General features: G+C 73.2%; 10 protein-coding genes. 8 read left to right on the top strand and 2 right to left on the bottom strand.

Going from position 1 to position 12512, the window contains the following annotated elements; genetic code table 11:
• Window positions 1–23 precede the first annotated feature (23 nt).
• Window positions 24–2264, bottom strand: a complete 2241-nt coding sequence (locus ACIBST_RS10100; RefSeq protein WP_397170637.1) for a protein kinase — start codon at window positions 2262–2264, stop codon at window positions 24–26.
• Between the two features lie 124 nt (window positions 2265–2388).
• Between ACIBST_RS10100 and ACIBST_RS10095 the strand changes: the two genes are divergently transcribed.
• From ACIBST_RS10095 to ACIBST_RS10075, 5 genes are read left to right on the top strand one after another with little or no spacing between them, the layout of a single operon-like run.
• Window positions 2389–3894 carry a succinic semialdehyde dehydrogenase gene (locus ACIBST_RS10095; protein WP_397170636.1) on the top strand — a complete coding sequence of 502 codons (1506 nt, stop codon included), beginning with the start codon at window positions 2389–2391 and terminating at the stop codon, window positions 3892–3894.
• Window positions 3891–5549, top strand: a complete 1659-nt coding sequence (locus ACIBST_RS10090; RefSeq protein ID WP_397170634.1) for an FAD-dependent oxidoreductase — start codon at window positions 3891–3893, stop codon at window positions 5547–5549. The genes ACIBST_RS10095 and ACIBST_RS10090 overlap by 4 nt, the downstream gene beginning before the upstream one ends.
• Window positions 5550–5551: 2 nt before the next feature.
• The gene (locus ACIBST_RS10085) at window positions 5552–6157 is read left to right on the top strand and encodes a TetR/AcrR family transcriptional regulator (RefSeq protein WP_397170632.1); all 606 of its coding nucleotides are present in this window, start codon (window positions 5552–5554) and stop codon (window positions 6155–6157) included.
• A 5-nt stretch (window positions 6158–6162) separates the two neighbouring features.
• Window positions 6163–6903 carry an MBL fold metallo-hydrolase gene (locus tag ACIBST_RS10080; protein ID WP_397170631.1) on the top strand — a complete coding sequence of 247 codons (741 nt, stop codon included), beginning with the start codon at window positions 6163–6165 and terminating at the stop codon, window positions 6901–6903.
• 23 nt (window positions 6904–6926) lie between these two features.
• A complete protein-coding gene (locus tag ACIBST_RS10075; RefSeq protein WP_397170630.1) occupies window positions 6927–7904 on the top strand; it encodes a PLP-dependent cysteine synthase family protein in 978 nt (325 codons plus the stop codon).
• Here ACIBST_RS10075 and ACIBST_RS10070 read toward each other — a convergent pair.
• Complete coding sequence (locus tag ACIBST_RS10070; protein WP_397170628.1) at window positions 7879–8592, bottom strand: alpha/beta fold hydrolase; 714 nt, start codon at window positions 8590–8592, stop codon at window positions 7879–7881. The two genes, ACIBST_RS10075 and ACIBST_RS10070, sit on opposite strands and share 26 nt — an antisense overlap.
• Before the next feature lie 50 nt (window positions 8593–8642).
• Here ACIBST_RS10070 and ACIBST_RS10065 point away from each other — a divergent pair, with 50 nt between their 5' ends.
• From ACIBST_RS10065 to ACIBST_RS10055, 3 genes are all read left to right on the top strand, one after another.
• On the top strand, window positions 8643–9641 hold the full coding sequence (locus ACIBST_RS10065; RefSeq protein WP_397170627.1) for a LacI family DNA-binding transcriptional regulator: 999 nt from the start codon (window positions 8643–8645) through the stop codon (window positions 9639–9641).
• 118 nt (window positions 9642–9759) lie between these two features.
• Window positions 9760–11001 carry an MFS transporter gene (locus ACIBST_RS10060; RefSeq protein WP_397170625.1) on the top strand — a complete coding sequence of 414 codons (1242 nt, stop codon included), beginning with the start codon at window positions 9760–9762 and terminating at the stop codon, window positions 10999–11001.
• Window positions 11002–11011: 10 nt separating this feature from the next.
• The gene (locus ACIBST_RS10055) at window positions 11012–12502 is read left to right on the top strand and encodes a DUF885 family protein (protein WP_397170624.1); all 1491 of its coding nucleotides are present in this window, start codon (window positions 11012–11014) and stop codon (window positions 12500–12502) included.
• Window positions 12503–12512 lie beyond the last annotated feature (10 nt).

Here is a 12512-nt window from a genome sequence, read left to right as displayed (position 1 = left end):
GACGGCTGCGCGGGCCGGATGGTTCAGGAGCCCTTGGCCGGGTTGGCGGTGAAGACCGGGCTGAAGTCGACGTCGCCCGGCACGTCGAGGATCTTGCGGAGCAGGGTGCCCTTGAGGTCGACGACCTGGATCTCGTCCTTGGTGTTGTTGTCCTGCTCCCAGCAGTAGAGGTGGGTGTCGTCGTACCAGCCGAGCACCTTGTCGCAGTCGGAGGTGAACTTGTGCGTGCGGTCGCCCGACTTGACGTCCCACACGCAGGTGTCGCCGTCGCTGCCGTTCGGGCAGGCGGACAGGAACGACTCGCCCGAGGGGGAGAAGACGTCCTGGGTGCCGGCGGGCAGCGTGCCGATCGAGCGCAGGTCGCGGGTGGCCTTGCCGTCGGCGTCGAAGAAGCGCAGGCTGCGGTTCTTCTCCGGGCCGAAGACGTTGATCACGCCCGTGCCCTCGCCGTCCCAGCCGAAGGCGGTCTTGCGGACGGCGGAGTCGTCCACCATGACGGTCTTCGCCTTCTTCGCGGCGACGTCCACGATGACGAAGCCGGGGTAGGTCCAGGTGCTGCCGCTCTTGCGCTCGATGTTGAGCAGGATCCTGGAGCCGTCCTCGGACCAGGCGCGGATGCTGGCGATCAGCGGGCCGCGGACGGTCTTGATCGTGGTGCGCTCGCCCGTCTGGCGGTCGCTGACGATGATGTAGTCGTAGTTGTCGTCGGTGTACTTGCGGCCGCGGGTGGCCAGGTAGCGGCCGCCGGGGGAGACGTTCGACTCCCAGTTGCCGGCGTACTTGCGGAACGGGCCGCGCAGCGAGTCCCTGGCGTGGTCGACCCAGTCGTCCTTCTTCTTGTCGTAGATCTCGTAGGAGGTCAGGACGATGGCGTCGGAGGTGTTCTCGTAGAGGCCGATCGCGGCGCCGGGCAGCGCCTTGCGCGGCCCCTCCTCGGGGACGGAGACCGGCGCGACCGAAGCCGTGACCGACGGCGTGGCGGGCGGCACGCTGCGCCCGGACGGCTGGGCGGAGGCGGGCGTCGTGACGCCGCCGTCGGCGGCCAGGGTCGTCCTGTTGTTGGCGATGAGCACGACGAGCCCGGCCAGCACGAGTAAGGCGACGCCCAGCGTGGCCCCGATGATCAGCGGCGCCCTGCTCTTCCCGGCCGGTCGCCGGGGGTGGACTCCGGGGTGGGTGGGCTGCGCGTACGGGCCGGGCGGGTGCCACTGCTGCTGCGGGTACGGCTGCGGGCCCCCCGGGCCCCCCGGGCCCCCCGGGCCCCCCGGCGCCCCCGGTACCGGCCCGGTCATCGGTCCGGTCATCGGCCCCTGCGGATGCCCCTGCGGCGGTCCCTGTGGCTGCCCCTGTGGCGGCCCGTGCGGCGCTCCCGGCGGTCCCTGCGGGTGCTGCTGCGGCGGCGCGGTCATCGGCCCCGCCGCCGACCCCGCCGCCGGCCCGGTCACGGGCGGCCCGGCGGGGACGGCCTCCGCGGCGGCCGCGGCGAGGATGGGCGAGTTCGCCGGCATCGGGTGCTGGAGCAGCCGCATGATCACCTGCTCGGCCGTCGGCCGCTGCGCCGGGTCCTTGGCCAGGCACGCGGCCACGACGTCACGCAGCGCGCCGTCGAGCACGCCCAGGTCGGGCTGCTGGTTGAGGACCCGGTTGATCACCGCGGGCATGGTGTCGCTGCCGAACGGCGCCCGCCCCGACGCCGCGTAGACCATCGCGCTGGCCCACGAGAACATGTCGGCCGCCGGCCCGACGGTGTGGCCCATGATCTGCTCGGGCGGCATGTACGACGGCGTGCCCACGACCATGCTGCTGATCGTCGAGGTCGCGTTGAGCGCCCGCGCGATGCCGAAGTCGATCACCCGCGGGCCGTCCGCGCCCAGGATGACGTTGGCGGGCTTGAAGTCGCGGTGGACGATGCCGGCCTGGTGGATGGCGGCCAGCGCGGTCGCCGTGCCGATGGCCAGCCGGTGCAGCGTGGACCCGGTGCGCGGCCCCTCCTCCTGCACCACCCGCTGCAACGAGGGCCCCTCGATGAACTCGCTGACGATGAACGGCCGGTCCAGCTCGACGCCGGTGCCGAGGACGGCCGCGGTGCAGAACGGCGCCACCTGCTGGGCCACCTGGACCTCGCGCAGGAACCGCTCGACGCTCACGTCGTCGCCGGACAGGTCGGGGCGCAGCCACTTGACGGCGACGTGCCCACCGGAATGATCTTTCGCGAGGTAGACGACGCCCTGGCCGCCCTCGCCAAGCCTGCCGAGGAGATCCATGCCGGCCAGACTCGCCGGATCTCCCGGGCGTAGCGGAGCGAACGATGGCATAAGAGGATTCTGACCCCACCCCGCGAATCCGCAAAAACTACCCGCCGGTAGCCAAGCGGAATATCCTTCGGGCATGCACGTCACGTCCAGCGGCAAGACCCGGGAGATCACCGCCCCCTTCACCGGCGAGCCGCTCGCCGAGCTGCCCATTTCCACGGCCGACGACGTACGGCTGGCCTACGAGCGAGCCAGGGCCGCCCAGGCCGAGTGGGCGGCCAGGCCCGCCGCGGCGCGGGCCAGGCCGTTCCTGCTGCTGCACGACGCCATCCTCGACCGCAGGGACGAGATCCTCGACATCGTCCAGAACGAGACCGGCAAGGCCCGCAAGCACGCCTTCGAGGAGGTGCTCGACGTCGCCGGATGCAGCCTCTACTACGCCCGGCGGGCCTCCGGCCTGCTCGCGCCGCGCACCCGCAAGGGCATCTTCCCCGGCGCCACCCGGGTGACCGAGCTGCGCCAGCCCAAGGGCGTGGTCGCGCTGATCTCCCCGTGGAACTACCCGCTCTCGCTCGGCGTCACCGACGCCGTGCCCGCGCTGCTGGCCGGGAACGCGCTGGTGCACAAGCCGGACACCCAGACCGCCATGTCCACGTTGTGGACCATCGACCTGCTGGCCGAGCTGGGCATGCCGCGCGAGATCTGGCAGGTCGTGCTGGGCGAGCCCGCCGAGATCGGCGACGCGCTGCTCGACGACGCCGACTATGTCGCGTTCACGGGTTCGACCAGGGGCGGCAGGAAGATCGCCGAGGAGGCGGCCAAGCGGCTCATCGGCTGCTCGCTGGAGCTCGGCGGCAAGAACCCGATGGTGGTGCTCGACGACGCCGACGTGCCGCTCGCCGTCCAGGGGGCGATCCGGGCCTGCTTCACCAACGCCGGCCAGCTCTGCCTGTCCATCGAGCGGCTGTACGTGCACGCGTCGGTGTTCGACGACTTCGCCGCGCGCCTGGTCCGGCAGGTCGGCAACCTCAAGCTCGGCGCGGGCCACGACTGGTCGGTCCAGATGGGCTCGCTCACCTCGCAACGCCAGCTCGACGCGGTCAGCGCCCACGTGGACGACGCCGTGGCCAAGGGCGCGACCGTGCTGACCGGCGGCCGGGCCAGGCCCGACCTCGGCCCGCTGTTCTACGAGCCGACCGTGCTCACCGGCGTCCGCGACGACATGGACCTGTGCCGCAACGAGACGTTCGGCCCGGTGGTCGCCCTCTACCCCTTCGAGTCGGAGGAGGAGGCGATCGAGCTGGCCAACGACACCATCTACGGCCTGAACGCCTCCATCTGGACCACCGACCCGGCCCGCGGCCGCGCCCTGGCCGCCCGCGTCAAGGCCGGCACGGTCAACATCAACGAGGGGTACGGCTCGGCCTACGCCTCCTACGACGCGCCCATGGGCGGCATGAAGGCGTCGGGCCTCGGCCGCCGGCACGGCGCGGAGGGCCTGCTGCGCTACACCGAGTCCAAGACCGTGGCCTCGCAGGCGTCCTGGCTGGGCTTCGAGCCGCCCTTCGACCTGACGTACGAGACGTGGGCCGACGTCCTGGCCGGCACCCTCAAGGCGATGCGGAAGCTGCGGATCAAGTGACGTTCGACGTTCTGGTCATCGGGTCGGGGTTCGGCGGCAGCGTCTCGGCGCTGCGGCTGAGCGAGAAGGGCTACAAGGTCGGCGTGCTGGAGGCGGGCCGTCGATTCGACGACGCCGCGCTGCCGGCCACCTCGTGGAAGCTGCGCGACTTCCTGTGGGCGCCCTGGCTCGGCATGAAGGGCATCCAGCGCATCCACGTGCTGCGCGGCGAGCGCGGCACCGGCGTGATGGTGCTGGCCGGAGCCGGGGTGGGCGGCGGGTCGCTGGTCTACGCCAACACCCTCTACGAGCCGCTCGACCCGTTCTTCCGCGACCCGCAGTGGGCCGGCATCACCGACTGGAAGGCGGAGCTGGCCCCGCACTACGACCAGGCCAGACGCATGCTCGGCGCGGTCACCAACCCCACCGTCACCCGCGCCGACGACGTCATGCGCCGGGTCGCCGAGAAGATGGGCGTGGGCGACACCTTCCACCTGGCCCCGGTCGGCGTCTACTTCGGCGAGGACGGCGTCGACCCGTACTTCGGCGGCGCGGGCCCGCGGCGGCGCGGCTGCATCGAGTGCGGGCAGTGCATGACCGGCTGCCGCCACGGCGCCAAGAACACGCTGGTCAAGAACTACCTGCACCTGGCCGAGCGGGCGGGCGCGCGGGTCTACGCCGAGTGCACGGTCACCTCGGTGCGCCCGCTGCCCGCCGGCGGCTACCGGGTCGTCGCCCGCCGGACGGGGTCGGCGCTGCGCCGCCGTTCGTTCACGGCCAAGCAGGTGATCTTCGCGGCCGGCACGTACGGCACCCAGCGCCTGCTGCACAAGCTGCGCGCCACCGGCGACCTGCCCCGCCTGTCGCCCAGGCTCGGCACGCTGACCAGGACGAACTCCGAGGCCCTGCTCGGCTTCGAGCGCACGTCGGCGGGCGGCGAGAAGCTCAACAAGGGCGTGGCCATCACCTCCTCCATCCACCCCGACGCCGAGACCCACATCGAGCCCGTGCGGTACGGCGACGGCTCCAACGCCATGGGCCTGCTGCGCACCCTGCTCGTGGACGGCGGCCAGCCGAGGTGGCCGGCGCTGTTCCGGGAGATCGCCGCGCGGCCTCTGGAGGCGCTGCGCCTGCTCGACCTGCGCCGCTGGTCGGAGCGGACCGTCATCGCGCTGGTGATGCAGGCCAAGGACAACTCGATCACCGTCCGGCGCACCCGCTGGGGTCTGCGGTCGGCCCGCGGCCACGGCGAGCCCAACCCGACCTGGATCCCGGCCGGGCACGAGGCCGTCCGGCACGCGGCGGCCGAGATCGGCGGGGTGCCCGGCGGCACCTGGCTCGACCTGTTCGACATCCCGACGACGGCCCACTTCCTCGGCGGCTGCGTGATCGGCGACTCGCCCGAGACCGGCGTGATCGACGCCTACCACCGCGTCTACGGCCACGAGGGGCTGCACGTCGTGGACGGCTCGGCGGTGTCGGCCAACCTCGGGGTCAACCCGTCGCTCACCATCACCGCGCAGGCCGAGCGGGCCATGTCCCTGTGGCCCAACGCCGGCGACCCCGATCCCCGGCCCGCCGCGGGCTCGCCGTACGTCCGGCTGCCCCCGGTGGAGCCCCGCCGGCCCGCCGTGCCGGAACGGGCTCCGGGCGCGCTCCGTCTGTATACACTGTAAACGTGAGTGAACCAGGGACGGCCGCGCGCATCGAGGCCGTGGCCCGGCGCATCCTGCTGGAGGAGGGCGCCGACGCCGTCAGCATGCGGCGGGTCGGCGAGGCCGTGGGCGTCACCGCCATGGCCATCTACCGGCACTTCCCCAACCGGGAGGCCCTGCTGCGCGCCGTCGCCGACGCCGCCGCCCGCGAGCTGGCCGAGGCGTGGACCCGCAGGCCCGGCACGGGCGACGTGGAGGAGCGCATGATGGCGGCGCTCGACGACTTCCTCGACTTCGCGCTCGGCAGCCCCCACCTGTACACCTTCCTGACCTCCGACGCCTGGGCGCGGGCCCGCCGCTTCCCCGACGACTTCCGCGACGGCCAGGGCCCGCCGTTCAGCGTGGTGGTGGCGCTGGCCGAGGAGGGCATGCGCACGGGCGTGCTGCGCGAGGACGACCCGCTGGAGACCGCGCTCGCGGTCACGGCGAGCACCCAGGGCCTGGTCCAGCAGTACCTGAGCGGCCGGATGAGCATGGCCGAGCCCGACTTCCGCGCCCTGTGCCACCGCACGGTGACCCGGGTGCTCAACGGCGTCCGGAATAAACCTTCTGTACCTCCGTGTCCTTGACGGACATGAAGATTCGTTACGCCGGTGGCCCGACCGCCGTCATCGAGCTGGGCGGCGTCCGGCTGCTGGTCGATCCCACCTTCGACGCGCCGGGCGACCACCCGGTCGGCGCCAGGGTGCTCAAGAAGACGGCCGGCCCCGCCTTCGGCCCCGACGAGGTGGGCCCGGTGGACGCCGTGCTGCTCTCGCACGACCAGCACCCCGACAACCTCGACGACGCGGGCCGCGCGTTCCTCGCCACGGCCCCGCTGGCGCTGTCCACCGCCTCGGCGGCCGAGCGCCTGGGCGAGCCGGTGCGCGCCCTGCCCAACTGGAGCGAGACCGAGGTCGGCCCGCTGCGGGTGACCGGCGTGCCCGCCCAGCACGGCCCCGACGGGACCGAGCACCTGACGGGCGAGGTCACCGGCTTCGTGCTCGGCGGCGAGGGCCTGCCCACCGTCTACGTGAGCGGCGACAACGCCTCGCTGGACGTCGTACGGGCCGTGGCCGCCAGGTTCCCGCGGATCGACGTGGCGCTGCTGTTCGCGGGCGGCGCGCGCACCCCGCTGGTGGACGGCTTCCTGACGCTGACCAGCGAGGACGCCGTCACCGCCGCCGACGTCCTGGGCGCGCGGCACGTCGTCCCGCTGCACTTCGAGCACTGGGCGCACTTCACGCAGGGCAGGGACACGCTGGAGAAGGCGTTCGCGGGGCTCGGCGAGCGGTTCGTGCTGCTCGCTCCCGGCGAACAGGTGGAGCTTTCCTGAGCTCGTCCTGACAGGGTGGTCCGGTGAGCTGGAGCACGCGCGCGCTCGACGTCCTGGCCGCCGGGCCGCCGACCAGGCTGATCGACCTCCCCGTCCGGGTGCCCGGCGTGCGCCTGCTGCTGAAGGACGAGTCCGGTCACCCCACGGGCAGCCTGCGGCACCGGCACGCCAGGGCGCTGTTCCGGCGGGCCGTGCTCGACGGCTCGATCACCGAGGGCGCCACCGTGGTCGAGGCCGCCGGCGGCAACGCGGCGGTCGCGCAGGCGTGGTTCGCCCGGCGGCTCGGCCTGCCCTACGTCGTGGTCATGCCGGGCGCGCGCGACCCGGCGCGGGCCCGGGCGGTCGAGGCGCTGGGCGGCGAGTGCAGGTTCGTCACGCCGCCCCTGGCCATCTACGACGCGGCCGGGGAGGCGGCCGGGCAGGTCGGGGGCCACTACCTCGACCAGTTCGGCCGGGCCGCGCCGCACGACCTGGCCGAAGAGCTGTTCGCCCAGGTCCGTCCCGACTGGGTGGTGACCGGCGCCGCCACCGGCGCGACCTCGGCCACGCTCGGCGCGGTGGCCGGGGAGCACGGCTGCCGGGTGGCGGTCGCCGATCCCGACAACTCCGCCTACTTCCCGGGCTGGACCCTCGACGCGCCCGACTACGCCACCGGCATGCCGTCGCGCATCGAGGGCGTCGGCCGTCCGCGCGTGGAGCCGGGGTTCCGGCCCGACCTGGTCGATCTGGTGGTGCCGGTGCCCGACGCGGCGAGCGTGGCGGCGGCCAGGCACATCAGGCAGGTCACCGGGCTGCCGGTGGGCGGCTCGTCCGGCACCGCGCTGTGGGCCGCGCTCGAACTGGCCGGGCGCATGCGGGCCAGGGGCGAGAGCGGCACGATCGTCTCGCTGCTGGGCGACGCGGCCGAGCGGCACCTGGCCACCTACCACGACGACGCCTGGGCCGCCGGCAAGGGCCTCGACGTCGCCGGCCGCCTCACCGAGCTGCGGCAGCGGGTCTGATCCAGCCTTCCAGCCCCGCCAGGAAGTCCTCGAACAGGTGGCGGTGGATCGTGTGCTCGGCCCCCGTGACCACGCGCACCTCGAATCCCTTGCCCCGCAGCTCCTCCTGGAACGCCGGCGGCACCAGGAAACTCGGGTCGGCCACCTGCACCAGCGACGGCACGACGGGCGCGGGCGTGAAGTCCATGCCCGACGCCCCGGCGAGCGACAGCGCCGACCCGCGGTCCCAGCGCGCGAGCATCTCGACCTCGACCGCCACCTCCTCGGCCGAGAAGCCGGGGTGCAGGGCGGCGATCAGCTCGCCGGTCTCGTCGGTGAAGTCCGCCATCGACTCCAGGGCGCCGCTTTCCGGCGTCGGCAGGCGGAAGGCCGGATCGGAGTAGATCGCCCGTCCGGGCATGAGCCGTTCGACGGCGAGGCCGAGCGTGAGGCCGCCGAGGGAGTGCCCGATGGCCAGCTCGGGGCGCGCGGGCACCGACTCCGCCAGCGACGAGGCGAACAGCTCGGGCGGATAGGCGTCGGCGCGGGGGCTCCGGCCGTGGCCGGGGAGATCGACGGCGATGACCCGGTAGCCGCGCGCGGCCAGCTCGGGGCCCACCCGCCACCAGCATCGCGAGTCGGCCATGATGCCGTGGACGAGGACGGCCACGCGGTCGCCCGAACCCCATTCACGAGTGTGCAGCTTCATGCGGCAGCCTCCCCTGCTTATACGTATAAGCAGTTGATACCATCCACCCCGTGAACACGACAAGGGGGGAGCGCCCGCCGACCAGTGTCGACGTGGCCAGGGCCGCGGGAGTCTCCCAGGCCACGGTCTCCTACGTGCTCACCGACAACCCCCGCGCCCGGGTGAGCGAGGAGACCCGCAGGCGGGTCCGCGACGCCGCCGCCCGCCTGGGCTACGTGCCCGACGCCGCCGCCCGCGCGCTGCGCACGGGCCACAGCGGCATCGTGCTCATGCCGCTGTCCCGGGCCAGGGTGGGCCGGCTGGCGCAGCAGGTGTTCGACGAGCTGGAGGAGGGGCTCAGGGCCCGCGGCCACACCCTGGTCCAGTACGGCGAACGCACCCTCAAGGGCGTGGCGGCGGCCAGGAGCTGGCTCGCCCTGCGGCCCTCGGTCGTCCTCGTCGAGGCCGCGCGGCTGACCAGGCCCGCCGTGGAGCTGCTGCACGCCTCGGGCGTCCGGGCCGTCATCGGCCTGTCCGACCAGCCCTCGCCCCTGGTGCCGGCCGTGGTGTTCGACCACCGGGCCCTCGGCGCCGTGGCCGCCCGCCACCTGGTCGAACGGGGAAGCCGGCGGGTGGCGGCTGTCGTGCCACGGGAAGAGGGCATCGACGCCATGGGGCTGGCCCGGCTGGCGGGGGTGCGGGAGGTCGTCCCCGGGGCCGCGCGCATCGACCTGGCCTTCTCCGAGGAGGAGGCGGGGCGGGTCGTCCGCGCGGGCGACCTGCCCGACGGCGTCTTCGCCTACAACGACGAGTACGCGATGCTGCTGATCAGCGCGTTGCAGGACGCCGGTCTGCGGGTCCCCGGCGACGTCGCCGTGGTCGGCGCCGACGACCTGCCGATCTGCACGCTCATGCGGCCCCGCCTGACCAGCGTGCACTTCGACGCCACCGCGAGCCCGGCCGACCTGGCGGGCGAGATCGACGGGATCGTCCGCGGCGTGCGGCCGTCCGCGGCCGGCGAGGTCCTCGCCCGGTTCGAGCCCCGGCTGGTGGCCCGGTCCAGCGCCTGAGGCCGCCGTCGAGCGCGTAACGAGTCGGACGCGCGTCTTGTCAGCCCTTCCCGGGCGACCTACAGTCCAGAGCAATCGTCGGTGATACGTATCATCAACGCTCCGGAAAGGTCCCCCCATGGCTGAGGCTCTGAGCGGCGCGCTCACGGACACCCGGCGCCCCGGGCCGCTCTACCTGACGCTTCCGCTGGCCAACGTGGCCGTCATGTTCCTGTGGATGAGCGTGGGCGCGTTCGTCCTGCCGGTGCACGTGCAGCGCATCACCGGCGTCAACGACGTGGCCGCGCTGGGCCTGGCCAACTCGATCGGCCCGCTCATGGCCACCCTCGCCAACCCCGTCTTCGGCCAGATCTCCGATCGCACCCGATCGCGCTTCGGCCGCCGTTCGCCGTGGATACTCGGCTGCGTGCTGCTCGGCGTGCTCGCCCTGTTCGCGCAGGCCGGCGCGGGCAGCGTGCTCATGCTCGGCATCAGCTGGGCGGGCGTGCAGACCATCATGAACGGCTACCAGGCCGCCATGACCGCGATCCTGCCCGACCGGGTGCCGCCGAGCCGGTACGGCACCTACTCCGGCCTGTTCGGGCTCGGCACGCCGCTGGCCACGATCGCGACGGCCGTCATGTTCATCGTGTTCCCGCAGCTGGCCGCCGGCGGGGCGTACTACGTGGCGATGGCGCTGCTGCTGGTCGCGGCGGTGCTGGTCGTGGTCGTGACGCCGGACACGTCCTCGGCGGGGATGGCGCGCGAGCCGTTCCGGCTGGGGGCGTTCCTGGCCGGGTTCGTACGGCCGCTGAAGACCCCGGACTTCACGTGGGCCTTCGTGTCGCGCTTCGGCGTCATGCTCGGATATTTCGTCATCTTCACCTTCAACCTCTTCCTCCTTGAGGACTTCATCAAGATCCCCAAGGGCGAGGCGGTCGCCACGATGGGCCTGCTGATGCTCGTCGGCCAGGCCGCCACGCTGCTCGCGGTGCTGGTGATCGGCCCGATCTCCGACCGTCTCGGCCGCTTCCGGCTGTTCGCGCTGGTCGCCGGGCTGTCCTCGGCGGCGTTCCTGGGCATCCCGCTGGCGATGCCGACGTTCGAGGGCATGATCGTCTACAACGTCGCGCACGGCATCGCGTTCGGCGTCTACCTGGCCGTGGACATGGCCCTGGTGACCAAGGTGCTGCCGGACCCCGGCGACGCGGGCAAGGACATGGGCGTCATCAACATCGCCAACGCCGGGCCGCAGATCCTGGCGCCCGCCCTCGCCGCCGTCGTGGTGGGGACGGGCGGCTACCCGGCGCTGTTCGTCGTGGGCATCGTGATCTCGCTGGTCGGGGCCGTAGGGGTCCTCAAGATCAGGGGGGTGCGCTAGCGTCGGCGGCATGACGGAACTTGACCCCAGACTGCGCGCGATCACCGACCTGATGGTGTCCGAGGCGCGCGAAGGGGGCGGCAGGCACGAGTACGACGGCCGGATCCAGGACCTGTCGCCCGAGGGCGTACGGGACGGCCTGGCGCGCCTCGGCAAGGGCGACGCGCCCGGCGACCCGCACGACGCCGAGCATCTGCAGATCTTCGAGGAGGCCATGCGCACCCAGTTCGGAGAGCTGGAGCTGCACCGCAAGAACCCTCTCATCCACCTGGCCAACCTCGACCTGGCCTGCTACGACCGCGACTACGCCCCCGAGGCCGAGCGCGCCGCCGCCAGGGCCGCCCACCTCGCGCAGTGGCCGGCCGCCGTGGACGCCGCGGTCGCCTCGCTCGACCAGGTCGGGGCCCCGGTCGCCACGTCCCTGCTGGGCGCGGTCAAGGGCCTGGCCGCGGGCATCACCGACCAGGCCGCGATCGAGGCCCACGGCAGGCTCGTGGCCCACGTGGCCCGCGCCGCCGCCGAGGGCGACCCCGACGCCGCGCTCGGCGGCGCCGCCCTGGTCAAGCTCATGAGCAGCGCCGAGGGCCTGCCGGTCGACCTGGGCAGGCTGGCCGAGCGCGCCGACGCCGAACGCGACCGGCTCATGGGCCTGCTGGCCGAGTCCTGCGCCAAGCTCGGACGCTCCGAGCCTCCCCTCGACGTCGTCCGCGAGCTGGTCAAGGACCACCCCGACGCCGACGGCGTGATCGAGGCGGCCAGGATCGGCACCGAACGGGCCATCGCCTTCACCCGCGAGAAGGACCTCGTGCCCTACCACGACGGCGAGTGCCTGGTCGGGCTGGCGCCGGAGTCGCGCCGCTGGGCCATGGCCATGATGGCGTGGAACTCGCCGGGCGAGCCCGAGGGGCCGTCCTGGTACCACATCACCCCGCCGGACGCGTCCTGGAGCGAGCAGGACCAGGAGGAGTGGCTGGAGGTCTTCAGCGCCACCACGCTGCCCGCCATCAACGTGCACGAGGTGGCCCCCGGCCACTTCTCGCACGGCCGCGCGCTCCGCCGGGCCCCCTCCGACGTGCGGCGGCTGCTGCAGTCGATGGCCTTCGTCGAGGGCTGGGCCCACTACGCCGAGGAGCTGTGCGTCGAGGAGGGCTACGCGCCCGACGACCCGCGGTTCGAGATCGGTGTCTGGGTGGAGGCCCTGATCCGGGTCACCCGGCTGGCCTGCGCGATCGGCGTGCACACCGGGCAGATGACGGTCGAGGAGGGCGCTCGGCGCTTCGAGTCCGACACCCACCTGGCCGGTCCCGCCGCGCTGTCGGAGGCCCGCCGCGCCTCCTTCGACCCGACGTACGGCCGCTACACCTGGGGCAAGCTGCTCATCCTCGACCTGCGCGAGCAGGCGCGCACGCGATGGGGGGCGGGTTTCACGCTCCAGCGCTTCCACAAGGCGCTGTTCGACCTCGGCTCGCCGCCCCTGGGCCTGATCGGCGCGATCCTGTAGCGTCGGGGTA

This window comes from Nonomuraea sp. NPDC049684, from assembly GCF_044465345.1.
Taxonomy (GTDB): Bacteria; Actinomycetota; Actinomycetes; order Streptosporangiales; family Streptosporangiaceae; genus Nonomuraea.
This window is presented reverse-complemented; position numbering and strand designations above follow the sequence as displayed.